Origin of the sequence: Klebsiella sp. K4 (assembly GCF_014596785.2) — a bacterium.
Taxonomy (GTDB): domain Bacteria; phylum Pseudomonadota; class Gammaproteobacteria; order Enterobacterales; family Enterobacteriaceae; genus Klebsiella; species Klebsiella pneumoniae.
The window spans coordinates 1,774,383-1,797,590 of record NZ_CP115021.1 but is presented as its reverse complement, the minus strand read 5'-3'; the positions used below and the strand labels follow the sequence as shown (position 1 = coordinate 1,797,590).

Genomic DNA, 23,208 nt, shown 5'->3' with positions numbered 1-23,208 from the left:
AGCCCGGCCTCTTGGTATTGAATGATGTGTCTTTCGACCAAAAAAATAACCGACACTTTAAAAAAAAGCGTCGGCTAGTCTCTGGTTTTCAGGCCGCATATTTTGCAACAAATTCAACGGCGTTGACAAGATGTTATGAAGTTCATTGCGTAAGCATAATTTTTAACGTGCTAATATCTATACGGTTTCCGTATGATAAATTGTAAAAATAGCACTATTTGCTAATAGCGTTTCCCGCCACCATTTGCCAGCCAAACCGCAGGTGGCGTCATTCCAGGCGATCCACGCGCGTTGACGAGACGATAGCCCGCGCACGGTCATGCAGACCAGCTCGCCGCTGTCCAGTAGACCCTGCACCTGATAGCGCGGCAGGCACCCCCAGCCCAGCCCCAGGCGCAGCAGCGCCAGCTGCCCCGCGGCGTCACACACCGTCAGGGTCTCCTGATCGCTGAGTAGCGCCCCGCCCTCGCCGGTGGCCACCGCCCGATAACGGCGCAGGGTTCGCCAGCTCAACGGTGCGCGGTGTCGCGCCAGCGGATGCTGTGGGGCAACGACCAGCAGCAGCTCCAGCTCGCCGAGGGGGAGATAGTCATAACCGCTCAGCGGCGGCGGCTCGCCGAGCGCCCCCAGCAGCAGATCGGCCTGCCCGTCAGTCAGCGGCCGCCAGTCCAGCAGGGAGGGGTTCAGCGTGAAGTGCAGCCGGGTCAGCGGCTGTTGTTGATAAAATGCAGCGATTGGCGGCGAGAGCAGCGCCACGGGAAAGGTGCTGTCCACCGCCAGACGAAGGCTATTCTCCCACCCCTGCTGCAGCTTAACCGCCCGGATCTCCAGTTCGCGGGCGATATGCAGCACCTCCCGCCCTTTCTCCAGCAGCATCTGTCCGCTGGGGGTAAAGCGCGCGCGATGGCCGCTGCGGTCGAGCAGCTGAATATTGAGATCGCTTTCCAGGCGGTGAATGGTGTAGCTCAGCGCCGAGGGCGTTTTAAAGAGCTTTGCCGACGCCGCGGCAAAGCTCCCCTCTTTTTCCAGGGCATCCAGGATCACGAGGACATCCAGCAGTGGTTTCATCGCTACCCCCTTACGGTATGCGAATCACCGCTGGCGGATCACTCCATCGGCATCACCAGCGGATCGGGGTACTGGTACTCAAACCCCAGCTCATTGCAGATACGATTGCCATCCACAATCTTGCCCTGGCCGCCGTCCGGGCTGTCGCTGAACACCGGCGGCGGCAGACCGAGCTCGCGGGCCATCTGCGGATAAAAGAGGCCGCGCGCCGGATGGCGGGGCGCACATAGATTATAGATGTGCCCGCCCTTCGGGGCCTGCAGCAGCAGTTCGATAGCGGCCACCACATCCTGCAAATGCACCAGATTGACCACGTGCTGGCCATCCGGCGCCGACTTGCCGGCGAAAAAACGTCCCGGATGACGGGAAGGCCCCACCAGCCCGGCCAGGCGCAGAATATCCACCGATGTCCCCGGCAGGTTGTGCAGCCAGTCCTCCAGCTCCTTGAGCACCTGTCCGCTGGCGGTTTGCGGCAGACGCGGGGAATTCTCCTTCACTGTACCGTTGACGTTGCCATACACCGAGGTGGAGCTGGTGAAGACGATCCGCGGAATATGGTAAGCCAGCGCGGTATCGACGATCTCCTGCACCGCCTGTAGATAAAACCCTTCCCCTGCCCCGGTACGCCGGGCCGGCAGGGTGATCACCAGCGCATCGACGTTCATCAGCGCGTCGAGGTCCTCGGTATCACAGACCAGCTGTGGCTCCAGGCGCAGCGGATAGCTGTCGATCCCGCACATCCGCGCCGCCTCCACGCCATCCTGCGTAGTTTTACTGCCGGTAACCTGCCAGCCTCGCGCCGTCAACGACAGCGCCAGCGGCATCCCCAGCCATCCCAAACCGACTATCGCGACCTTTTTCATCCCAGGCTCCTGACTCTTTCGCTGTGCTGATTACAGGCTACGCCAGCCAGCGGCAACTGACAATTTCTTCGCTCAATATGAAATGAATTAATGATAGAAAAAAGCCCTTGCTTTCTGCGGCGGAAGTGGTTTAGGTTAAAGGACATCAAATGCATAGTCATTCACAGAGAATTTTTATGAACCGCGTTCAATTTAAACACCACCATCATCACCATCATCCTGACTAGTCTTTCAGGCGATGTGTGCTGGAAGACGTTTGGATCTTCCAGTGGTGCATGAACGCGCAGAGAGCCCCCGGAAGATTCACTTCCGGGGGCTTTTTTTTGGACCAAATTCGGACAGATTCAGACAGGTATTCAGAGGAAAAGAACAATGTTAGACAACACCCGTTTACGCATAGCTATTCAGAAATCAGGCCGTTTAAGCGAAGATTCACGCGAATTACTCAGCCGCTGCGGCATTAAAGTCAATTTGCACACCCAGCGTCTGATTGCGCTGGCGGAAAATATGCCAATCGATATTCTGCGCGTGCGTGATGACGATATCCCGGGCCTGGTGATGGACGGTGTTGTCGACCTCGGCATTATCGGCGAAAACGTGCTGGAAGAAGAGCTGCTCAGCCGCCGCGCCCAGGGCGAAGACCCGCGCTACTTCACCCTGCGCCGTCTCGACTTCGGCGGCTGCCGCCTGTCGCTGGCGACTCCGGTGGATGAAGCCTGGAACGGCCCGGCGGCGCTGGACGGCAAACGCATCGCCACCTCTTACCCGCACCTGCTGAAGCGCTACCTCGATCAAAAAGGTATCTCCTTTAAATCCTGTCTGCTGAACGGCTCCGTGGAAGTGGCGCCGCGCGCCGGCCTCGCCGACGCTATCTGCGACCTCGTCTCCACCGGCGCCACTCTGGAAGCCAACGGCCTGCGCGAAGTGGAAGTGATCTACCGCTCCAAAGCCTGTCTGATCCAGCGCGACGGCGAAATGGCCGACGCCAAACAGCAGCTGATTGACCGCCTGCTGACCCGTATTCAGGGCGTGATTCAGGCCCGCGAGTCGAAATACATCATGATGCACGCCCCGACCGAACGCCTGGAAGAAGTGGTTGCCCTGCTGCCGGGCGCCGAGCGGCCGACTATTCTGCCGCTGGCAGGCGACAAGCAGCGCGTGGCGATGCACATGGTCAGCAGCGAAACCCTGTTCTGGGAGACCATGGAAAAACTGAAGGCGCTGGGCGCCAGCTCCATTCTGGTGCTGCCGATTGAGAAAATGATGGAGTAATCGGCCAGCCGGTCACAGGACACACAGGGGAATACAATCATGAGCTTCAACACAATCATCGACTGGAACGGCTGTAGCGCAGACCAACAACAGCAACTCTTAACGCGCCCGGCGATTTCCGCCTCCGACAGCATCAGTAAAACGGTGACGGAGATCCTGAATAACGTCAAAGCCAACGGCGACGCGGCGCTTCGCGAATACAGCGCGAAGTTTGATAAAACCACCGTCGCCGCGCTGCAGGTGAGCGAGGCGGAGATCGCCGCCGCCGGCGAGCGCCTCAGCGATGAGCTGAAGCAGGCGATGGCGGTGGCGGTGAAAAACATCGAGACCTTCCACAACGCGCAACAGCTGCAGGCGGTGGATGTCGAAACGCTGCCGGGGGTGCGCTGCCAGCAGGTCACCCGCCCTATCGCCTCCGTCGGGCTGTACATTCCCGGCGGCTCAGCGCCGCTGTTCTCCACGGTGCTGATGCTGGCGACGCCGGCGCGCATCGCCGGCTGTCAGCAGGTGGTGCTCTGCTCGCCGCCGCCGATTGCCGATGAGATCCTCTATGCCGCACAGCTGTGCGGCGTAAAAACCATCTTTAACGTCGGCGGCGCCCAGGCCATCGCCGCCCTCGCCCTCGGTACCGAGTCGGTGCCGAAGGTGGATAAAATCTTTGGCCCGGGCAACGCTTACGTCACGGAAGCCAAACGCCAGGTCAGCCAGCGTCTGGACGGCGCAGCCATCGACATGCCGGCCGGCCCGTCGGAAGTGCTGGTCATCGCCGACAGCGGCGCCAACCCGGACTTTGTCGCTTCCGACCTGCTGTCGCAGGCGGAACACGGCCCGGACTCGCAGGTGATCCTCCTGACTCCGGACGCCGACATGGGCAGCCGCGTCGCCGAAGCCGTGGAGCGCCAGCTGGCCGCCCTGCCGCGCGCCGAAACTGCCCGCGTGGCGCTCTCCGCCAGCCGGATCATCGTGGCCCGCGATCTGGCGCAGTGCGTGGCTATTTCCAACCTGTACGGCCCGGAGCACCTGATCATTCAGACCCGTCAGGCCCGCGAGCTGGTGGACAACATCACCAGCGCCGGTTCCGTTTTCCTTGGCGACTGGTCACCGGAATCCGCGGGCGACTACGCCTCGGGCACCAACCACGTCCTGCCGACCTATGGTTACACCGCCACCTGCTCAAGCCTCGGTCTGGCCGATTTCCAGAAGCGGATGACCGTGCAGGAGCTGTCGCGCGACGGCTTTGCCGCCCTCGCCTCAACGATTGAGATCCTGGCCGCCGCCGAGCGCCTTGACGCCCACAAAAACGCCGTAACGCTGCGCGTTGCCGCCCTGAAGGAGCAAGCATGAGCATTGAAGATTTAGCCCGCGCCAACGTCCGCGCGCTGACCCCGTATCAATCCGCTCGCCGGCTGGGCGGCAAAGGCGACGTCTGGCTCAACGCCAACGAATTCCCTACCGCCGTAGCCTTCCAGCTTACCGAACAGACGCTGAACCGCTATCCGGAGCCGCAGCCGAAGGCCGTGATTGAGAGCTACGCCCGCTACGCCGAGGTCAAACCGGAGCAGGTGCTGGTCAGCCGCGGCGCCGACGAAGGCATCGAGCTGCTGATCCGCGCCTTCTGTGAGCCCGGCGAAGACGCGGTGCTCTACTGCCCGCCGACCTACGGCATGTACAGCGTCAGCGCCGAGACCATCGGCGTCGAGTGCCGCACCGTGCCGACGCTGGCCGACTGGCAGCTCGACCTGCCGGGCATCGAAGCGCGGCTGGACGGCGTGAAGGTGGTCTTCGTCTGCAGCCCGAACAACCCGACCGGGCAGATTATCGACCCGCAGTCGATGCGCGACCTGCTGGAGATGACCCGCGGCAAAGCCATCGTGGTGGCCGACGAAGCCTATATTGAATTCTGCCCGCAGGCGACGCTCGCCGGCTGGCTCAGCGACTATCCGCACCTGGTGGTGCTGCGCACGCTGTCCAAAGCCTTCGCCCTCGCCGGCCTGCGCTGCGGTTTCACCCTCGCCAACGCCGAGGTGATCAACGTGCTGCTGAAAGTGATCGCCCCGTACCCGCTCTCCACGCCGGTGGCCGATATCGCCGCCCAGGCCCTGAGCGCGGAGGGGATCGCCGCGATGCGCCAGCGCGTGGCGCAGATCCTTGACGAGCGCCGCTACCTGGTGGAACAGCTGCGCGGCATCGCCTGCGTGGAGCAGGTTTTCGATTCCGAGACCAACTATGTGCTGGCGCGGATAACCGCCTCCAGCGCAGTGTTTAAATCTTTGTGGGATCAGGGCATTATCTTACGTGACCAGAATAAACAACCTTCATTAAGCGGCTGTTTGCGTATCACTATCGGTACCCGTGCCGAGAGCCAGCGCGTGATTGACGCCTTGACTGCGGAGAATGTATGACCCAGAAGTATCTCTTTATTGACCGTGACGGCACCCTGATTTCCGAACCGCCGGAGGATTTCCAGGTGGACCGGTTCGACAAGCTGGCGTTTGAGCCGCAGGTGATCCCGGCGCTGCTGAAGCTGCAGCAGGAAGGCTATAAGCTGGTGATGATCACCAATCAGGATGGCCTGGGAACCGACAGTCTGCCGCTGGAAGCGTTTGATGGCCCGCACAACCTGATGATGCAGATCTTCGCCTCGCAGGGCGTTAACTTTGAAGAGGTGCTGATTTGTCCGCACTTCCCGGGCGACAACTGCGCCTGCCGCAAGCCAAAAACGCAGCTGGTGCTGCCGTGGCTGGAAGAGGGCGTGCTGGATAAAGCCCACAGCTATGTGATTGGCGACCGGGCCACCGACCTTGAGCTGGCGGATAACATGGGAATTACCGGTCTGCGCTATGACCGCGAGACGCTCGACTGGCCGACCATCTGCGAGCAGCTGACCCGCCGCGATCGCTATGCCCATGTCGAGCGCATCACCAAAGAGACCCAGGTGGATGTGAAAGTGTGGCTGGACCGCGAAGGCGGCAGCAAGATCCACACCGGCGTCGGCTTTTTTGACCATATGCTCGACCAAATCGCCACCCACGGCGGCTTCCGCATGGAGGTTAACGTCGGCGGCGATCTGTACATCGACGATCACCACACGGTGGAAGATACCGGCCTGGCCCTCGGCGAAGCCCTGAAGCTGGCCCTTGGCGACAAGCGCGGCATCAACCGCTTCGGCTTCGTGCTGCCGATGGACGAGTGTCTCGCCCGCTGCGCGCTGGATATCTCCGGCCGGCCGCACCTGGAGTATAAGGCGGACTTCACCTATCAGCGCGTCGGCGATCTGAGCACCGAGATGGTGGAACACTTCTTCCGCTCGCTCTCCTACACCATGGCGGTGACCCTGCACCTGAAAACCAAGGGCAAGAACGATCACCACCGCGTGGAGAGCCTGTTCAAAGCCTTTGGCCGTACGCTGCGCCAGGCGATCCGCGTCCAGGGCGATGCCCTGCCGTCTTCCAAAGGGGTGCTGTAATGAATGTGGTGATCCTTGATACCGGCTGCGCCAACCTCAATTCGGTGAAATCGGCGATTGGCCGCCACGGCTATGAGCCGGTGGTCAGCCGCGATCCGGAAGTGGTATTGCGTGCCGATAAACTGTTTCTTCCCGGCGTCGGCACCGCCCAGGCGGCGATGGATCAGCTGCGCGACCGGGAGCTGATCGACCTGATCAAAGCCTGTACCCAGCCGGTGCTGGGGATTTGCCTGGGCATGCAGCTGCTCGGCAAGCGCAGCGAGGAGAACAACGGCGTCGATCTGCTGGGCATTATCGAAGAAGAGGTGCCGAAGATGACCGACCACGGTCTGCCGCTGCCGCACATGGGCTGGAACCGGGTGTATGCCAAAGCTGGCGATCGGCTGTTCCGCGGCATTGAAGAAGGCGCGTATTTCTACTTCGTGCACAGCTACGCCATGCCGGTCAACCCGTACACCATCGCCCAGTGCAATTACGGCGAGGCGTTCACCGCCGCGGTGCAGAAAGATAACTTCTTTGGCGTGCAGTTTCACCCGGAGCGCTCCGGGAGCACCGGGGCGCAGCTGCTGAAAAACTTCCTGGAGATGTGATGATTATTCCTGCTTTAGATTTAATCGACGGCACCGTCGTTCGTCTCCATCAGGGCGATTACGGCCAGCAGCGCGACTATGGCAGCGATCCGCTGCCGCGCCTGCAGGCCTATGCCGCTCAGGGGGCGGAAGTCCTGCACCTGGTCGATCTGACCGGGGCGAAGGATCCGGCGAAGCGCCAGATCCCGCTGCTGAAATCGCTGGTCGCCGGGGTTGACGTCCCGGTACAGGTTGGCGGCGGTGTGCGGACCGAAGCGGATGTCGCGGCCCTGCTTGAGGCCGGCGTCGCCCGCGTGGTGGTCGGCTCCACCGCGGTGAAATCCCCGGAGGAAGTGAAAGGCTGGTTCAAACGCTTTGGCCCAGAACGGCTGGTGCTCGCCCTCGACGTGCGTATCGACGCCGACGGCAATAAGCAGGTGGCGGTCAGCGGCTGGCAGGAAAACTCCGGCGTGACGCTGGAGGAGCTGGTGGAAAGTTATCTGCCGGTCGGCCTGCAGCACGTGCTGTGCACCGATATCTCCCGCGACGGCACGCTGGCAGGCTCTAACGTCTCGCTGTACGAGGAAGTCTGCGCCCGCTACCCGCAGGTGGCGTTTCAGTCATCCGGCGGCATCGGCGATCTCAATGATATTGCCGCCCTGCGCGGCACCGGGGTGCGCGGCGTGATTGTCGGTCGCGCGCTGCTGGAAGGTAAATTCAACGTAACGGAGGCCATTCAATGCTGGCAAAACGGATAATCCCCTGCCTCGACGTCCGCGACGGCCAGGTAGTGAAAGGCGTGCAGTTCCGTAATCACGAGATCATTGGCGACATCGTCCCGCTGGCCAAGCGCTATGCCGACGAAGGTGCCGACGAACTGGTGTTCTATGATATCACCGCCTCCAGCGACGGCCGGGTGGTCGACAAGAGCTGGGTGTCGCGCGTGGCGGAAGTAATCGATATTCCTTTCTGCGTGGCGGGCGGGATCAAGTCGCTGGAAGACGCGGCGCAGATCCTCTCCTTCGGCGCCGATAAGATCTCGATTAACTCCCCTGCTCTCGCCGACCCGACGCTGATCACCCGCCTTGCCGACCGCTTTGGCGTGCAGTGTATCGTGGTGGGGATTGATACCTGGTTTGATGCAGAGACCGGCAAGTATCACGTCAACCAGTATACCGGCGACGAGAGCCGCACCCGGGTGACGCAGTGGGAAACCCTCGACTGGGTGGAGGAAGTGCAGAAGCGCGGCGCAGGCGAGATCGTTCTCAATATGATGAACCAGGACGGGGTGCGCAACGGCTACGACCTGCAGCAGCTGGCGAAGGTTCGCGCGGTGTGCCACGTCCCGCTGATCGCCTCCGGCGGCGCGGGCACTATGGAACACTTCCTCGAAGCCTTCCGCGACGCCGACGTTGACGGCGCGCTGGCGGCCTCGGTATTCCACAAACAGATTATTAATATTGGCGAACTGAAAGCGTACCTGGCGGCACAGGGCGTGGAGATAAGGGTATGTTGACTGAACAGCTGGACTGGGAAAAAACGGACGGCATGATGCCGGCCATCGTGCAGCACGCCGTATCCGGCGAAGTGCTGATGCACGGCTACATGAACAAGGAGGCGCTGGAGAAAACCGAAGCCACCGGCAAGGTCACCTTTTACTCGCGCACCAAGCAGCGGCTGTGGACCAAGGGTGAAACCTCGGGCCATGTCCTCAATGTAGTGAGCATCACGCCGGACTGTGACAACGATACGCTGCTGGTGCTGGTAAACCCGATCGGACCGACCTGCCACAAAGGCACCACAAGCTGCTTCGGCGAAACCGGCCACCAGTGGCTGTTCCTCTATCAGCTGGAGCAGCTGCTGGCCGAGCGTAAACACGCCGACCCGGAGAGCTCCTACACGGCGAAGCTGTATGCCAGCGGCACCAAGCGTATTGCGCAGAAAGTGGGGGAAGAAGGCGTGGAGACCGCGCTGGCCGCCACGGTGAACGACCGCTTCGAGCTGAAGAATGAGGCGTCGGACCTGATGTATCACCTGCTGGTGCTGCTGCAGGACCAGGGGCTGGATCTCGGGGAAGTGATTGATAATTTAAGAGCACGGCATAAGTAATAATAGCAAAGGGAGGTGTTTATATGCCTCCCTGCATAACTTTGCTCGTTAATCAGGATTATTTCTCTGCAACTAAAATAAGCATGAAGTATTGATAAAAATATTACATTTTCCTCGTGATTAACGCTTTGATTAACCTTAAAGGTCTTGTAACTTTCCATGACAATGATGAAATAAGGGCTGAATAACGTTGAGCAGCGTTATTTAATTCATTTTGTAGTTTAGTTAATTGCTCTTGCTGTTTCTGATACTCAGTCTCTAAATATGCATTTCGCTGGACCAACCTATCAATACGTTCTTTTTTCTGTGCAACGGACGCTCTTAGCTCATCAATTTCTTCTTCCCTGGCTTTAAGAACTTGATCCTGAGAAGCAATACTGGCTTGCAACTTCTCTGTAGATAGATTAGAGGATTCAAGCTCATGTAATACCCGATCTTTTAACGAGAAAAGATACTCTTCCGGCGTTAATCGAATCAGGCGATAGTGTGCCGCTTTGATAAAATCATCATAAAAATCGCTTTCATCAATATCCAATGAGGCGATGAATTCGCGTGAAGCAGTGAATAAAGAATCAAACGCCGGACCAGAAATCGTATTTAAATTCCACTCAAGAAAAGTCACTGCATAATTATTAAAGTCTCTACCACGTGAAGGCAACAAGTGCTTTGAGTCAATAAAGGAATAGAGGGCACGTAACGCATCAAGAGCACAGTGCCAGGATTTCTCTCTGGTCACCGATAATGAACCACTGCGGTTAATGGAATGAGAAATCAAGATCTCATCCAGGAACGCCATTCTTTTGGTAAGTAGCATAAAAGCGCTAACAAAAAATAAATCATTAGTCGTTCTTAAATCCTGGAATTGTAACCCAGTATCCAGTATAGCCTGGCGACGGAAAAGCTTATCCCAGGGCCACCAGATAAATGCATCAAAGAAATTATGAGTAATTTCATCTGATGAAAATAGTTCTTTTTGGGGGAGTAAATCTACGCGCACAGACCATGGCATTGGTGCATATGAATGGGTTTGTAGATCTAAAGACTGGCATCGGCAGATAACCACATCGGCTTGCAGCAATGCAGCATGATCATACATCCGTTTGAGCATATTAGCATCGGCATAATCGTCATCATCAAGAAAAATGATATATTCGCCACTTGCTATTTTTAACCCCATGTTACGTGATGCACCTGCACCGATATTCTGCGAATTATTCAAAAGACGTATTCGCGAGTCATTAGCGGCAAAGGACTGCAGTAGCTTTAACGTATCATCAGCTGAATTGTCATCAATAATGATGACTTCAATATCCTGTAACGATTGCGATAAAATGGTACTTAGCGTATCAGATATATATTCTGCAGCATCGTGCACAGGTATCACAACAGAGACCAGTGCACTTGAAGATCTTTCAGACATTTGATCGCCTCCCGAGTGACACGTTACAGTAATTTTAGTTAATAATATACTTCAAAAAAATTTGATGGTAAAGAAACAATATCTGGCAATTAATAAAAAAGGATACCGTTTGATCGACAACTATCCCTCAACCACATCATGATAAGTCTTTAGCGTTTTACTAATAATCATCCCGCTCGAGAATTTATCCTGAATACGCTTACGTCCTTTAATACCCATTTCAACGCGTGCTTTAGGATTGCTAAGCAAAAAGGCAAGTTTATCAGCCAACTCTTCAGGTGAATTGCTTTTAACAATAATTCCATTATCGTTATCAATAATAAGGCTATCACAACCACCGACATCATAAGCAATACAAGCGCGACCCACAGAAGATGCTTCCAGAAGAATTCGCGGAACACCTTCAGAATAAACTGACGGCAAAGCAACGATATTTGATTGCTCAATAAGATCGCAAACGTTATTCGAACGACCTAACCAGTTAATTAATCCTTGCTGATGCCAATTTTCAATGACCTGAAGGGAAATTGCATCTTTATCATTTTCGACCAGAATGCCTGCAACATTCAAAGTAAAGTGAATATCCTTACTGCGTAATATTTTCTTCGCTTCAATTAAATCGCCCAGTCCTTTACTCCACAACATACGACTAGCAAACAATACAACAGGGACATCGTGATCCTGTTCAAGAGAATATTTGTATATCTCTGGATTAATGCCTGCACCATCAATAACAATCGTCTGTTGTTCTTCTAGTCCAACCAACTTAGCCAGTTTTTTTCTGTCTCGATCATGTTCAAACATAAATATACAGCGCTTATTGTTGGCTATATATTTATATGCGGCAATAGTAAACTTTCGCAATAATTTTAAAGGCATGCTGTCTGAAGAAAATACTCTTCCAAGCCCAACAAAACTTACGATGACCGGTAGATTAAATTTCTTCGCCAACACGCCACCAATCAAACATGGCTTGATAGTGATGCAATGTAAAAGATCCGGCTTTATATTTTCAATGATTTTTTGTACATTATGGTAAGTACGAAAGAAAACCAATGCATTAAATGATTGAGCATCAAGAGTAACATTATGGCAAATAAAGCCAAATGTATTGAATTTATTTATTATATTGTCATCGATAAAATGGCTGATGATGTGAATCTCATAACCTGCATCACGGGAGGCGATGGCACGATCGATCCAGTGTAAATCGAAGTACCAATCCGAATTTATGAAATAACACAATTTTCTCATTGCTATGCCCACTTAATGATACTTACCACTAATACCTTTTATGCCATGTGAAATTCCACGAAGAATAAATTTCATATAGGAATATTTTTGACGTTGCCATGGCAGGATTAATATATATTTTAGGATGCGTATCGCTATCGCTGAATTGCTATACACGGCATTTTTCTGGAATATTTTCTTCGACAGGATCAAATTTCGGCTTAGATAGTAAACCTTCCATTCAGGTGCAATAAGTTTGCCCTGAATACTCACATCATGATAAAAAAGCAACTCCGGGCTATATATAATTTGCTCACCAGCTAATGATAGCTGATAGCCAAAGTAAAGATCATCAAAGTAGATAAAAAGCTGTTCATGGATGTGGTCAAGACTGGTCGCGAGCAGATCACGATGTATGACCATCCCAACAAATGAAACCGTTTGTACGAACATAGAACGATTAGCTGCCGGGATAAACTCTCCAGGGTAGCGTAAATAGCGTACAGTGTCGCCAAGGGAGGTTGGTACACGCGAGAACGGCATATTCATCGGACACGGTTTTCCTTGCGGATCTTTCACCAGTCCACTAAATACCCGACATCCCTGCTTATCCAGCTGTGAAAAGGACTTCAACGTGTCTGGATACGGGTAAGCGTCGTCATCGTAGAAAAATACCCAATCACTTGCCAGCTGTTCACAGATATACTGACTACCGGTTTTAAAGCCCCCCGCCCCACCGGTATTCTCGGTGAGGGTTAATACAATGACTCGTGTATCAACAATTGACGAAAGCCAGGCTTGGGTCCCATCCGTGGACCCGTTATTGACAATAACAATATTAGTGAATTCAAGTTTGAGGGTCTCTTCAACGGTTTTTTTCAGTTTGCCGAGACGATTGAATGTCACTATCAATGCCGTATATTTCATCGTACAGAAACCGTAAACACAGGCATTGGCTGGTTTTCAGTGAGTGAATTTAAATAGACTTCTGCCGTTTTCAATGCTTCGGCGATGGTCACATCCATGTCGAGGTAACGGTAGGTTCCAAGACGACCGACAAAAGTGATATTGGTTTCATTCTCGGCCAGTGACAAGTATTTTTCAAGAAGGGCCATCTCTCCCATCTGGCGAATAGGATAGTAAGGAATATCATTTTCTTCACAAGCACGGCTATACTCTTTATAACAAACAGAGCCGTCGTGTTGTTCCCAGGGAGAAAAATATTTATGTTCAGTGATGCGAGTATAGGGCACATCAACAGAACAATAGTTCATCACTGCGCATCCCTGGTAATCACCCTGATAGGTAAACTTCTTAAAATCTAATGTTCGATAGCCCAGACGGCCATATTGGTAGCCAAAAAACGCATCTAATGGACCGCTATAGAATACGTGATCGTAATGAGTTCGCTCTTCAACGATAAATTCCCGCTGTAAGTCAACCTTTATATTCTCATGATTGAGAATGGACTTAATCATCTGCGTATAACCACATTTCGGCATGCCCTGAAATTTGTGGTTAAAATAATTATCATCATAGTTAAAACGAACAGGAAGACGTTTAAGAATAGATGCGGGCAGTTCCGAGGGTTGCATCCCCCACTGTTTAATCGTATATCCTTTAAAAAAGGCCTCATATAACTCTTTACCAATAAAGCGTAACGCTTGCTCTTCAAAAGTTTGTGGATCAGCAATAGTGCTGTCCCCTTTCTCAGCAATGAGCGCTCTGGCCTCATCAGGCGAACAAGTTTTTGAGAAAAACTGATTGATAGTATGCAAATTAATAGGCAGGGAAAATACCTGACCATTAACTGTCGCTTTAACCCGGTTCACATAGGGCATCATCTCTGCATGCTTGTTGACATAGTTCCACACTGTTTCATTGTCAGTATGGAAAATATGGGGTCCATAAACATGTACCATCACATTCGTTTCAGCGTCCCGTGCATCATAGGAATTCCCCCCAATATGATCACGCTGATCGATAATATGGACTTGATGTCCCTTCTCAGCAAGTTGGCGACCGATAACTGCACCAGAGAAGCCAGCACCTACGATCAATATTTTTTTACTTTTCATCTGTTGTCTCTTTTATTATCCAAGAATAGCACGGCGTACTTTGTAATAATATTTAGTCATCATGTTTCTTCTTGGCGTGCCTATTGGTGCATATTTATTAACATAAGGCATCAGTACGTTCTTGATTTTGGTCTGGAACAAGATTTGTTGTTGCGGCTCGCTATGGGTTAAACCAATCGAAGCCGCTAACGACATCTGACGTTTATAGATTTCCATCTCCCATGGAGTGTTAGCGATGTTTTCAATAAAGTCATCATAAAAATCGACTTTTTCGGTATTCCATGGTTTGTTCTCACCCGCATAATGAATCATTTTAGGCTTCTTGCGAGCTGCTAAAAATTTCATATACGTTGCAAACTTAAGATTAGGGAAGAAATCATCCGTATTGCCATTACCATGATAAACGTTCCACTCTAATGGCAGAAATGTGACTCGAGAGTAGAATACTTTATTCATGATATCCTGGTCGAGGAACCAGTATTTTTTTGCCTTTAATACCCGCATCAATTCAGCAAAAGTATTTTCTTCGACCATTTGTTTGACATTAAAAACAATAATCCCTGCCTGAAAATATTCATCAGGGTTATTCATGTTTAAGGTTTTTTGTAAATATTCGCCTGCCGGCATAACGCCATCATCTGATGCCGACATTGCAGAAAATTTTACAAAACCTTCCATGACGATATCCTTAACCGCTGCAACTAAATTGTTGCCCAGAGGGACATCAAGCAGTTCACCCAGGTCAGCCTTTACAACGGTATCCGAATCAATAAATACGACTTTATCGTATCGTCTGAACAGTTGAGAAATAAAAAGACGGGCATACGTTGATGCGCTAAAATGCGCTCGGGTATGCACACCGTTAATTTCAGTGAAGGCATTAACGTCAAAAAAACGAAGAGAAATATTCGGATGAGCAGAGGTTAGATTTACCAACCGCGTTTTATTCAAATAGCTAACTTTGTTTTCGAGTACGACGATATCATAATTTTTATTTTTGTCCGCATGTCGGATAATGGAATTAATTAATGCGCCACCGCTGATTGCGTAATTATCATCGAAACTGATAACCACTGGAACCGCAGAATCAAAAACTGGATTCAGTGCACCATTGAATGTTTCATTGCTGACAAAGGTACGCTGTAATTCTTTTACCTTAAGCTCACCATCTTGTTGCAGCTTAATTATGTAAATATTAAACAGCCGTTCAGCTATATGCCCAATAACGCGTTTTTCCTGAGCATTATAATTGTTCATCGAGATGGCATCCTCGAGATTATCCAGAATGGAAAAGAGCCACTCAGAATAGTCAACAAAAATATCTTTGCGCATGACAAACATATTTGTGTAATAGCCATCACTGGCATCATTAAACGTTTTTATTGCCGTGCTATACTCTGGATATAGTTTTTCAACGATGGCAATGGCAGCCTGATAATCACGAATGTGTAAGTATTCACCTCGTTCATAGTGATCGTAATTATTTTTACTTCCCGCCGCAGTGACAGACCATTTTTTGGGCAGCAAGATGTCAATACCTTCGACACACCGTTGAATTGTTTCTTCGTTTAATCCAAAGATCTTCTCATATTCTTCATCAATGCATGGATGGTTCACGACCCCCCAGGTATCCTCAGAAAAAGTTTGTTTTTCGGAAAAATTAAGATGACGGCGATAGTGCATGAAACCGACATAGTCTGCCAGCTCTTCGTTTTTCCAAACCCAATAATGCGCAGTTAGTTCGCAATAAAACGGATTCTTAAAGGAAATATTATCGCCAGTGTCATCTCCTGGACAACCAATTTCATTACAAGAATTAGCTTTGCCGACATGCAGAGGTTTGATAATTGCAGCATTAAGAAAAGCACTAGGCTTATGGTGGCTGGTATAGATTTTAACGCTATTGTTCATTATATTACCCACTGATTAAGCCATTGCTTGCTTGTACAGTTCAATGATTCGCTCTGCAGACCCCACTTCTCTGAGCCTATGATTTTCGATCCAGATGACTCTGTCGCAGATTTTTTCAACGTCACTCATATTGTGGCTAACAAACAATATTGTCACGCCTCTTTTCTTAAAATCTCTGATGGTCTGAATACATTTTGCCTGAAAAGCGATATCACCTACTGCCAGAACTTCATCAATAATTAAAATATCCGGTTCAACCTGACTGATGACCGAAAAACCTAACTTAGCGAGCATTCCGCTTGAATATACTCTGATGGGCTCGTCGATGAATTCTCCAAGTTCCGAAAATTCAATAATACGTTCCATACGTTGCTGGACCTCTTTACGCCTAAGGCCCAGCAGAGTAGCATTCAGGTAAATATTCTCACGCCCGGTAAGTTCCGGATGAAAGCCTCCGCCGAGTTCAAGCATCGATGCCACCCGTCCTTCAGTGGTGACGGTTCCCTTAGTTGGCTTAATCACGCCGGCAACCAGACCAAGAGAGGTACTCTTTCCTGCCCCATTACGTCCAATCAAGGCAACAGCCTCACCTTTGCCAACTGTAAAGGATACGTCTTCGATAGCTAAATATTTCCGCCCCTTCAGCAACTGAAAAGCGCGTTTCGGATGGAAAATTAAATCTTTGATTCCTGAGCCAATATGATGGTACAGAGGATACTCTTTTGTAACATGACTGAAGTTAATAACTGGGTGCATTACAAGATCTCTGCAAATCGATATTTTAATTTATTGAAAATAGACAAACCGACAACCGTCAAAATGATTCCCGTAAAATAGAGTATAGAAATATACTCATAATTAAGAGTCCCATTCATGAATAAATCACGCCAACTAAGAATCATACTCGCTAGTGGATTGTAGGTAATTATCCAGCTAAATTTTTCCGGAATCATATCAGACGCATATAAAATCGGCGTACAATAAAACATCAGCATAATCCCCAGACTGACAAAGCGCTCCAGGTCACGGAAAAACAGGTTCAGCGTTGAAAAGATGATTGAAACACCAAAGGTGAAAATCACCTGGCCAATAGCAATGAGAGGTATACCCCAAATCCAGGACAAGGACGGCGTCATGCCATAAACAAAAAGAAAGACAACAATAACCGGGATGGTGCAAAGAAAATGCAACCCTTCCATCATCACATTACTTAGCGGAATCACGGACCGGGGAAAAACTGTCTTCTTGATAATTTGAGCGTTAGCGATGAATGAAAATAATGAGTTAGTGGCCGAACTGGCAAACCATTGCCACGGAAACAAGCCGGTAATGAGGAAAACTGTATAATTTGGAATTTGTACTCTCATTACCAGCTTAAATATAAAATAATAAATCATGGCAAAAAGCAATGGATTTGCTACTGACCATAAATAACCTAGCATGCTGCTCTTATAGCGCACTTTTAGATCTTTATTTGTTATCACAACAAGTAAATCAAATAAATACCCTAAATTGTACTTCATCTTTATACTCATAAATTATTCTGCAAATATCCACTGAATGAGTTAGTCATACCAGGTCTACCTCGCCGATCCTGTCAGGCTCAACAATCGAGAAACTGACTGCTTTGTGCTGCGGGCAAAGTTTATCAGGTCAGCTGCCATTCATCGACTGCAACCATTGATTTGAACGGAAGCGCAAGCAACACCCCAGACATAAACGATAAAAACCCTTTTAATTCAATAAATTAAAAAATCACCTGGTGTTTTCTTCCACGCTACCGCCATTGGCTATCGCAACCAAAATGCGTGATCCACCGAGTTTTTAGCACTCACATCCGTTCAAACCGCACTGTAGATGGCATTACTGTTCAGTACAGCCATGCATCTCGTTACCTTAGCTGCAAAAAGGCTTTACTCTGGCGTTTCCCTTCTCCGTTAGCTATCAGGACTTTCTCATTTCCGCAAGCAGCATGCCTGGCGTAGCACTCCCCTCGCCTGCTCATCACGCCCTTACATGCAAAAGAACCATCTAAGGACAGCATGAAATTCTGAAATAATTTCTTGCATATTAATAACAACTTTTGGTGATGATTTATCAAGCAATACCTAAGTCTGCTAAATAGAACGGCAGCGTATTATAACTCTGCAAGTAAGGAATTAAAGTAAAAATCCGGTGCATGGCTTTTTCAATGTAAAAATGGACACACTTTAGACGATATCATGGCATTATCGCTAAATGAGCTCTCGGCAAACAAACACACCGGGCAAACTAAAGTAACCATCTTTACTCTACGAGACCAGACCGCGTCTAAACCTCGTAATACTCGATAAAACCGAAGCAAACACATAACCCATTGTTTATATTTGGTTTTATATCATTTTCAACTTCTGAATGTCTTAATGTCTTTCGCGAATGATAATTAATTACATGACATTTACTCTCTGACGCCGCTGTTTACAGGTACTTGCATATCTTGTCATGGTAAACCAAGTGATCCCAACCGCAAGCCAGTGTAAAATCGGCACTTATGTAGAACGGGATATCCACACCCCGGAGGAAAAATATGAAGTTTTTGGTCACTGGTGCCGCAGGTTTTATCGGCTTCCATATCGCGCAGCGCCTGCTGAATGAAGGGCATGATGTTGTCGGAATCGACAACATGAACGACTATTATGACGTCAGCCTGAAGCAGGCCCGTCTGGATCGCCTGGCATCTCCGGCATTCCATTTCCAGCAGCTGGATTTGGCCGACCGTGAAGGTATGGCAAAGCTGTTCGCCACAGAGCAATTTGACCGCGTGATCCACCTGGCCGCCCAGGCCGGCGTGCGCTACTCGCTGGAAAACCCGTATGCCTACGCAGACGCTAACCTGATGGGGTACCTGAACATTCTGGAAGGCTGCCGTCATACCAAGGTGAAACACCTGGTGTACGCCTCCTCCAGCTCGGTTTACGGCCTCAACCGTAAAATGCCGTTCTCCACCGAAGATTCCGTCGATCATCCGGTCTCCCTGTATGCTGCCACCAAGAAAGCTAATGAGCTGATGGCGCACACCTATTCCCACCTGTACGGCATCCCGACCACCGGGCTGCGCTTCTTTACAGTGTATGGTCCGTGGGGTCGCCCGGATATGGCGCTGTTCAAGTTCACGAAAGCGATGCTGGAAGGAAAAAGTATCGACGTTTACAACTACGGCAAAATGAAGCGCGACTTCACCTATATCGACGACATCGTCGAGGCGGTGGTTCGGGTGCAGGATGTGATCCCGCAGGCCAATGCCGACTGGACCGTTGAGAGCGGTTCCCCGGCCACCAGCTCCGCGCCGTATCGGGTATATAACATTGGCAACAGCTCACCGGTGGAACTGATGGACTACATCACCGCCCTGGAAGAGGCGCTGGGAATGGAAGCGAAGAAGAATATGATGCCGATCCAGCCGGGCGATGTGCTGGACACCAGCGCAGACACCCAAGCGCTGTATGACCTGGTGGGTTTTAAGCCGCAAACGTCAGTGAAGGAAGGCGTGAAGAACTTCGTGGAGTGGTACAAGGATTACTATCAGATCTAATCCCCCTGCCCTGCCGCAATCGTCTGATTGCGGCAACCCCTTCTATGTAACCTCCGTTATCCTGACTATATGTCGACGGAATGCACATTCATTATTTTTTATATAATATTTTGTGCTATAGACGCCATTTTTGCCTTTTTACTCGCCCGCCTGAAACCAGTTTCATCCAGCCTTTTTCAGAAAAGCAAATATCCGCGCGCCAGGCACTGAAACTTTTCTGGTATCCAGACCAATTTGGTTAGCGGAAACAGCATTATATGCTGATTGATAAAAAACATTACTATCTGTAGGAATTTTCCTAAATCCAGGATATGTTAGAGCAAGCCATGCAACAGCACAAAACTGATGTATTGCTTATCAAACTAATAATTCAATCAACATACGCCCTGTGGTAGATATTATGGAAAACCTATTTTTCTTAGTGGTCGCTGCCATACTACTTGCTGTTTCCGTTTATTTCTTAATTTCTTATTTAAAAGACAGAAAGAAAACGAAACTGACGTTTAATAAACGCAAGTGGTAAGGCCCGCTTCATATTGCAATTAGATTAAGATAATATTAAGAAATAAAAAAATGATATGACAGAATGACTATTCATTCTGCGTTTTGGCATGGCCTTAAGGCAAGAAAAAATAACGCTACTCGCGCCCTATCCCGCGTTTTTTCATAGGACATAAATAACAAAAGCCTGCGTTGCAGGCTTTGTTTTACCTCCCGGCGCTTATCTCCGGCATCTACATCACAGTGACGGTAGCTCTTCACAAGGTAAGTTTAACTTATCGGACCTGTTTTCAACCCGCAACGGCTTTTGAGCAGGATCGTAATGTCCATCACAATTTATTGAGGTTAATCTGAATGTGCGAGAAATACGCGTAGTGAGGGATATAACGGGGGAGAGAAAGAAGAACACTGGCGGCAGGGAGCCGCCAGTGGCAGGCAGAACTAATCGTTACCAAACAGATCGCGGGTGTAAACCTTGTCCGCCACATCCGCCAGCTCTTCCGCCATACGGTTAGAGATGATCACATCCGCCTCTTGTTTGAAGGCATTCAGGTCGCGCACGACGCGGGAATTGAAGAACTCATCTTCCTGCATCACCGGTTCATAGATAATAACCGGAATACCTTTCGCCTTGATGCGCTTCATAATGCCCTGAATAGAAGAGGCGCGGAAGTTGTCCGAACCACTCTTCATGATCAGGCGATACACACCCACCACTTTCGGCTTACGGGCGAGAATAGAATCCGCGATAAAGTCTTTACGGGTACGGTTAGCATCGACGATAGCCGCGATGATATTGTTCGGGACCGATTCGTAGTTCGCCAGCAGCTGCTTGGTATCTTTTGGCAGACAGTAGCCGCCGTAGCCAAAGGACGGGTTGTTATAGTGGTTGCCGATACGCGGATCCAGGCATACCCCTTCGATAATCTGCTTGCTGTTCAGCCCCTGGCTTTCAGCATAGCTGTCGAGCTCGTTGAAATAGGCAACGCGCAGCGCCAGATAGGTGTTAGCGAACAGTTTGATCGCTTCCGCTTCGGTGGAGTCGGTAAACAGAGTTGGGATATCCTGCTTGATCGCGCCTTCTTTCAGCAGATCAGCAAAACGTTCGGCACGCGCAGAGCGCTCACCGATGACAATACGCGACGGGTGCAGGTTGTCGTACAGCGCACGTCCTTCACGCAGGAACTCCGGAGAGAAAATAACATTATCAATCCCTAAACGTTCTTTGATGTCGCGGGTGAACCCCACCGGGATGGTCGATTTAATGATCATCACCGCGTTCGGGTTGATCTCTGTGACATCGCGAATAACCGCTTCCACCGTAGAGGTGTTGAAGTAGTTGGTTTTGGGATCGTAGTCGGTCGGCGTGGCAATGATCACGTAGTCGGCATTACGGTATGCGTCGTGCTTATCCGTGGTGGCACGGAAATTTAACGGTTTTTCTGCCAGATATTCCTGAATCTCTTTATCGACAATCGGAGAGATCTTCTGGTTAAGCATATCCACTTTGGCCTGTACGATATCCAGGGCCACCACTTCGTGGTTTTGCGCAATCAGGACACCGTTCGATAAACCAACATAACCTGTACCGGAAATAGTAATTTTCATTCGATTACACTTTAATCAGTTAACTGGGTAATGGCGGATAGCCACGAATTTAAATATTGCTGTGGGCGGTTTTACGCTTTGACCAGTGGGATGTCAAGAATAAGCCATAAGGTCAATAATACGATTAAAATCTGACCCTATGGCTTCCATTATGGATAATGCATTACTTGAGAAGAGCTAAAATCTCTTCGGTTTTTGCATTCATTAACGCAGTATCCGCTCTGGACTCAACGTTCAGACGCACCACCGGCTCGGTATTGGACGTGCGCAGGTTAAAGCGCCACTCAGGGTATTCAATACTGATACCGTCCGTTGTGTCGATGTGTGCGGCCGCCGGCTCATACTGCGCCCGGATGCGCGCTATCGCCTCTGCCGCATTCCCCAGCTTGCGGTTGATCTCCCCCGACGCCGGGAACGCCGCCTGGCGGTCCGCCACCAGCGATTTCAGCGAACTGTTCTTCAGGCACAGCAGCTCCGCCACCAGCAGCCACGGGATCATCCCGCTGTCGCAGTAGGCGAAGTCGCGGAAGTAATGGTGCGCGCTCATCTCCCCGCCGTAGATGGCGTCTTCCTGGCGCATCCGCTCCTTGATGAACGCATGCCCGGTCTTCGACATCACCGGCTGGCCGCCGCTGCGGGTCACGATGTCCACCGTGTTCCACGTCAGACGCGGGTCGTGAATGATTTTCGCCCCCGGCTGCTTCTGCAGGAACGCCTCCGCCAGCAGGCCGACAATGTAGTACCCCTCGATAAACGACGCCTCGTCATCGAACAGGAAGCAGCGGTCGAAGTCGCCGTCAAAGGCGATACCCATGTCCGCCTGATGCGCACGCACCGCGTCGGCGGTGTCCTGGCGGCACTCCGGCAGCAGCGGGTTCGGGATACCGTTCGGGAAATGGCCGTCCGGCTGGTGATGCACCTTGATAAAGGTCACCGGCGCCCCGGCCGCCGCGAAGCGTTTCTCCACTTCATCAATCACGTGCCCCGCCGCCCCGTTGCCGGAGTTCACCACCAGCTTCAGCGGACGGGTGAAGTTCGCCAGGTCCACGTAGCCCATCAGGTGGTCGACGTACTCCTTCAGCACCGAAATCTGGCGCAGGGTCCCGCGACGCGCCGGGTCCACCGGCGGGAACTGATTCTCCTCCGCCAGGCGCTGGATATCCCGCAGCCCGGTGTCGCCGCTGATGGGCTTCGCGTTCTCGCGCACCAGCTTCATGCCGTTGTAGTTCATCGGGTTGTGGCTCGCCGTCACCTCGATACCGCCGTCCACCCCGAGGTGGAAAGTGGCGAAGTAAATCTCTTCCGTGCCGCTCAGGCCGATATCCAGCACGTCGGTGCCGGCGTCCATCAGCCCGCGGGCCAGCGCCAGCTTCAGCGACTCGCTGGTGAGGCGCACATCGCCCCCCACCACTATCTTCCCGGGTTTCAGAAATTCGCCGTAGGCGCGGCCGATACGGTAGGCGATGTCCTCGTTCAGCTCCTCACCCAGTTCACCACGGATGTCATAAGCCTTAAAGCATGTTAACTGTGTCATTCTGC

The 23,208-nt window shown here is 51.2% G+C and carries 22 protein-coding genes and 1 other annotated feature; of the genes, 11 read left to right on the top strand and 11 right to left on the bottom strand.

Annotated features, from left to right (window positions below):
• Window positions 1-177 precede the first annotated feature (177 nt).
• Window positions 178-1,068 (bottom strand): LysR family transcriptional regulator, encoded by an 891-nt coding sequence (locus IB144_RS08795; RefSeq protein ID WP_004189172.1) that lies wholly within the window; start codon window positions 1,066-1,068, stop codon window positions 178-180.
• 38 nt (window positions 1,069-1,106) lie between these two features.
• Entirely contained in the window at window positions 1,107-1,931 is an 825-nt protein-coding gene (locus IB144_RS08790; RefSeq protein ID WP_004152513.1) for an SDR family oxidoreductase, read from the bottom strand.
• A gap of 176 nt (window positions 1,932-2,107) precedes the next feature.
• Here IB144_RS08790 and hisL point away from each other — a divergent pair, with 176 nt between their 5' ends.
• From hisL to hisIE, 9 genes are all read left to right on the top strand, one after another.
• Complete coding sequence (hisL, locus tag IB144_RS08785) at window positions 2,108-2,158, top strand: his operon leader peptide (RefSeq protein WP_004899375.1); 51 nt, start codon at window positions 2,108-2,110, stop codon at window positions 2,156-2,158.
• Window positions 2,134-2,256, top strand: a sequence feature (His leader region). (Overlaps the previous gene by 25 nt.)
• A 47-nt stretch (window positions 2,257-2,303) precedes the next feature.
• Window positions 2,304-3,203 carry an ATP phosphoribosyltransferase gene (gene hisG / locus IB144_RS08780; protein WP_002912152.1) on the top strand — a complete coding sequence of 300 codons (900 nt, stop codon included), beginning with the start codon at window positions 2,304-2,306 and terminating at the stop codon, window positions 3,201-3,203.
• Window positions 3,204-3,242: 39 nt separating this feature from the next.
• Complete coding sequence (gene hisD, locus IB144_RS08775; RefSeq protein WP_004148999.1) at window positions 3,243-4,547, top strand: histidinol dehydrogenase; 1,305 nt, start codon at window positions 3,243-3,245, stop codon at window positions 4,545-4,547.
• Window positions 4,544-5,605, top strand: a complete 1,062-nt coding sequence (gene hisC, locus IB144_RS08770; protein ID WP_004175274.1) for a histidinol-phosphate transaminase — start codon at window positions 4,544-4,546, stop codon at window positions 5,603-5,605. The genes hisD and hisC overlap by 4 nt, the downstream gene beginning before the upstream one ends.
• Window positions 5,602-6,669, top strand: coding sequence for a bifunctional histidinol-phosphatase/imidazoleglycerol-phosphate dehydratase HisB (hisB, locus tag IB144_RS08765; protein WP_048969189.1), 1,068 nt, complete (start codon window positions 5,602-5,604; stop codon window positions 6,667-6,669). Before hisC ends, hisB begins: the two co-directional genes overlap by 4 nt.
• Entirely contained in the window at window positions 6,669-7,259 is a 591-nt protein-coding gene (gene hisH / locus IB144_RS08760) for an imidazole glycerol phosphate synthase subunit HisH (protein ID WP_134894684.1), read from the top strand. The genes hisB and hisH overlap by 1 nt, the downstream gene beginning before the upstream one ends.
• Window positions 7,259-7,996 carry a 1-(5-phosphoribosyl)-5-[(5-phosphoribosylamino)methylideneamino]imidazole-4-carboxamide isomerase gene (hisA, locus tag IB144_RS08755; RefSeq protein ID WP_004175272.1) on the top strand — a complete coding sequence of 246 codons (738 nt, stop codon included), beginning with the start codon at window positions 7,259-7,261 and terminating at the stop codon, window positions 7,994-7,996. The genes hisH and hisA overlap by 1 nt, the downstream gene beginning before the upstream one ends.
• Window positions 7,978-8,754, top strand: a complete 777-nt coding sequence (gene hisF / locus IB144_RS08750) for an imidazole glycerol phosphate synthase subunit HisF (RefSeq protein ID WP_004180497.1) — start codon at window positions 7,978-7,980, stop codon at window positions 8,752-8,754. Before hisA ends, hisF begins: the two co-directional genes overlap by 19 nt.
• Entirely contained in the window at window positions 8,748-9,347 is a 600-nt protein-coding gene (gene hisIE, locus IB144_RS08745) for a bifunctional phosphoribosyl-AMP cyclohydrolase/phosphoribosyl-ATP diphosphatase HisIE (protein ID WP_004200374.1), read from the top strand. The genes hisF and hisIE overlap by 7 nt, the downstream gene beginning before the upstream one ends.
• 103 nt (window positions 9,348-9,450) lie before the next feature.
• On the opposite strand, the gene IB144_RS08740 is transcribed toward hisIE, so the two are convergent.
• The 7 genes from IB144_RS08740 to rfbA form a co-directional block, all read right to left on the bottom strand.
• On the bottom strand, window positions 9,451-10,767 hold the full coding sequence (locus tag IB144_RS08740; RefSeq protein WP_048980534.1) for a glycosyltransferase: 1,317 nt from the start codon (window positions 10,765-10,767) through the stop codon (window positions 9,451-9,453).
• 120 nt (window positions 10,768-10,887) lie between these two features.
• Entirely contained in the window at window positions 10,888-12,033 is a 1,146-nt protein-coding gene (locus IB144_RS08735) for a glycosyltransferase family 4 protein (protein WP_074196022.1), read from the bottom strand.
• Window positions 12,034-12,927, bottom strand: a complete 894-nt coding sequence (locus IB144_RS08730; protein ID WP_048263972.1) for a glycosyltransferase — start codon at window positions 12,925-12,927, stop codon at window positions 12,034-12,036. It abuts the gene before it with no gap.
• The gene (rfbD, locus tag IB144_RS08725) at window positions 12,924-14,078 is read right to left on the bottom strand and encodes a UDP-galactopyranose mutase (protein ID WP_049186693.1); all 1,155 of its coding nucleotides are present in this window, start codon (window positions 14,076-14,078) and stop codon (window positions 12,924-12,926) included. Before rfbD ends, IB144_RS08730 begins: the two co-directional genes overlap by 4 nt.
• A 15-nt stretch (window positions 14,079-14,093) precedes the next feature.
• A complete protein-coding gene (locus tag IB144_RS08720) occupies window positions 14,094-15,989 on the bottom strand; it encodes a DUF4422 domain-containing protein (protein ID WP_149358911.1) in 1,896 nt (631 codons plus the stop codon).
• A 15-nt stretch (window positions 15,990-16,004) separates the two neighbouring features.
• Window positions 16,005-16,745 (bottom strand): O-antigen export ABC transporter ATP-binding protein RfbB, encoded by a 741-nt coding sequence (rfbB, locus tag IB144_RS08715; protein ID WP_004175264.1) that lies wholly within the window; start codon window positions 16,743-16,745, stop codon window positions 16,005-16,007.
• Window positions 16,745-17,512 carry an O-antigen export ABC transporter permease RfbA gene (rfbA, locus tag IB144_RS08710; protein WP_023316137.1) on the bottom strand — a complete coding sequence of 256 codons (768 nt, stop codon included), beginning with the start codon at window positions 17,510-17,512 and terminating at the stop codon, window positions 16,745-16,747. The genes rfbB and rfbA overlap by 1 nt, the downstream gene beginning before the upstream one ends.
• Before the next feature lie 1,043 nt (window positions 17,513-18,555).
• Between rfbA and IB144_RS08705 the strand changes: the two genes are divergently transcribed.
• Together IB144_RS08705 and IB144_RS08700 are read left to right on the top strand one after the other, a co-directional pair.
• Window positions 18,556-19,560, top strand: a complete 1,005-nt coding sequence (locus IB144_RS08705) for an NAD-dependent epimerase (protein ID WP_004149013.1) — start codon at window positions 18,556-18,558, stop codon at window positions 19,558-19,560.
• Window positions 19,561-19,960: 400 nt separating this feature from the next.
• The gene (locus IB144_RS08700; RefSeq protein WP_004144151.1) at window positions 19,961-20,083 is read left to right on the top strand and encodes a small membrane protein; all 123 of its coding nucleotides are present in this window, start codon (window positions 19,961-19,963) and stop codon (window positions 20,081-20,083) included.
• A gap of 419 nt (window positions 20,084-20,502) precedes the next feature.
• Here the strand turns inward: IB144_RS08700 and ugd are convergent, their stop codons facing one another.
• Complete coding sequence (gene ugd / locus IB144_RS08695; protein ID WP_004175261.1) at window positions 20,503-21,669, bottom strand: UDP-glucose 6-dehydrogenase; 1,167 nt, start codon at window positions 21,667-21,669, stop codon at window positions 20,503-20,505.
• Window positions 21,670-21,832: 163 nt separating this feature from the next.
• On the bottom strand, window positions 21,833-23,203 hold the full coding sequence (rfbK, locus tag IB144_RS08690; protein ID WP_004899416.1) for an O9 family phosphomannomutase RfbK: 1,371 nt from the start codon (window positions 23,201-23,203) through the stop codon (window positions 21,833-21,835).
• Window positions 23,204-23,208 lie beyond the last annotated feature (5 nt).

Bases quoted from the DNA above. Each gene is read 5' to 3' on its own strand.
- IB144_RS08795 (WP_004189172.1), bottom strand. From the start codon at position 1,068: ATGAAACCACTGCTGGATGTCCTCGTGATCCTGGATGCCCTGGAAAAA.
- IB144_RS08790 (WP_004152513.1), bottom strand. From the start codon at position 1,931: ATGAAAAAGGTCGCGATAGTCGGTTTGGGATGGCTGGGGATGCCGCTG.
- hisG (WP_002912152.1), top strand. From the start codon at position 2,304: ATGTTAGACAACACCCGTTTACGCATAGCTATTCAGAAATCAGGCCGT.
- hisD (WP_004148999.1), top strand. From the start codon at position 3,243: ATGAGCTTCAACACAATCATCGACTGGAACGGCTGTAGCGCAGACCAA.
- hisC (WP_004175274.1), top strand. From the start codon at position 4,544: ATGAGCATTGAAGATTTAGCCCGCGCCAACGTCCGCGCGCTGACCCCG.
- hisB (WP_048969189.1), top strand. From the start codon at position 5,602: ATGACCCAGAAGTATCTCTTTATTGACCGTGACGGCACCCTGATTTCC.
- hisH (WP_134894684.1), top strand. From the start codon at position 6,669: ATGAATGTGGTGATCCTTGATACCGGCTGCGCCAACCTCAATTCGGTG.
- hisA (WP_004175272.1), top strand. From the start codon at position 7,259: ATGATTATTCCTGCTTTAGATTTAATCGACGGCACCGTCGTTCGTCTC.
- hisF (WP_004180497.1), top strand. From the start codon at position 7,978: ATGCTGGCAAAACGGATAATCCCCTGCCTCGACGTCCGCGACGGCCAG.
- hisIE (WP_004200374.1), top strand. From the start codon at position 8,748: ATGTTGACTGAACAGCTGGACTGGGAAAAAACGGACGGCATGATGCCG.
- IB144_RS08740 (WP_048980534.1), bottom strand. From the start codon at position 10,767: ATGTCTGAAAGATCTTCAAGTGCACTGGTCTCTGTTGTGATACCTGTG.
- IB144_RS08730 (WP_048263972.1), bottom strand. From the start codon at position 12,927: ATGAAATATACGGCATTGATAGTGACATTCAATCGTCTCGGCAAACTG.
- rfbD (WP_049186693.1), bottom strand. From the start codon at position 14,078: ATGAAAAGTAAAAAAATATTGATCGTAGGTGCTGGCTTCTCTGGTGCA.
- IB144_RS08720 (WP_149358911.1), bottom strand. From the start codon at position 15,989: ATGAACAATAGCGTTAAAATCTATACCAGCCACCATAAGCCTAGTGCT.
- rfbB (WP_004175264.1), bottom strand. From the start codon at position 16,745: ATGCACCCAGTTATTAACTTCAGTCATGTTACAAAAGAGTATCCTCTG.
- rfbA (WP_023316137.1), bottom strand. From the start codon at position 17,512: ATGAAGTACAATTTAGGGTATTTATTTGATTTACTTGTTGTGATAACA.
- IB144_RS08705 (WP_004149013.1), top strand. From the start codon at position 18,556: ATGAAGTTTTTGGTCACTGGTGCCGCAGGTTTTATCGGCTTCCATATC.
- IB144_RS08700 (WP_004144151.1), top strand. From the start codon at position 19,961: ATGGAAAACCTATTTTTCTTAGTGGTCGCTGCCATACTACTTGCTGTT.
- ugd (WP_004175261.1), bottom strand. From the start codon at position 21,669: ATGAAAATTACTATTTCCGGTACAGGTTATGTTGGTTTATCGAACGGT.
- rfbK (WP_004899416.1), bottom strand. From the start codon at position 23,203: ATGACACAGTTAACATGCTTTAAGGCTTATGACATCCGTGGTGAACTG.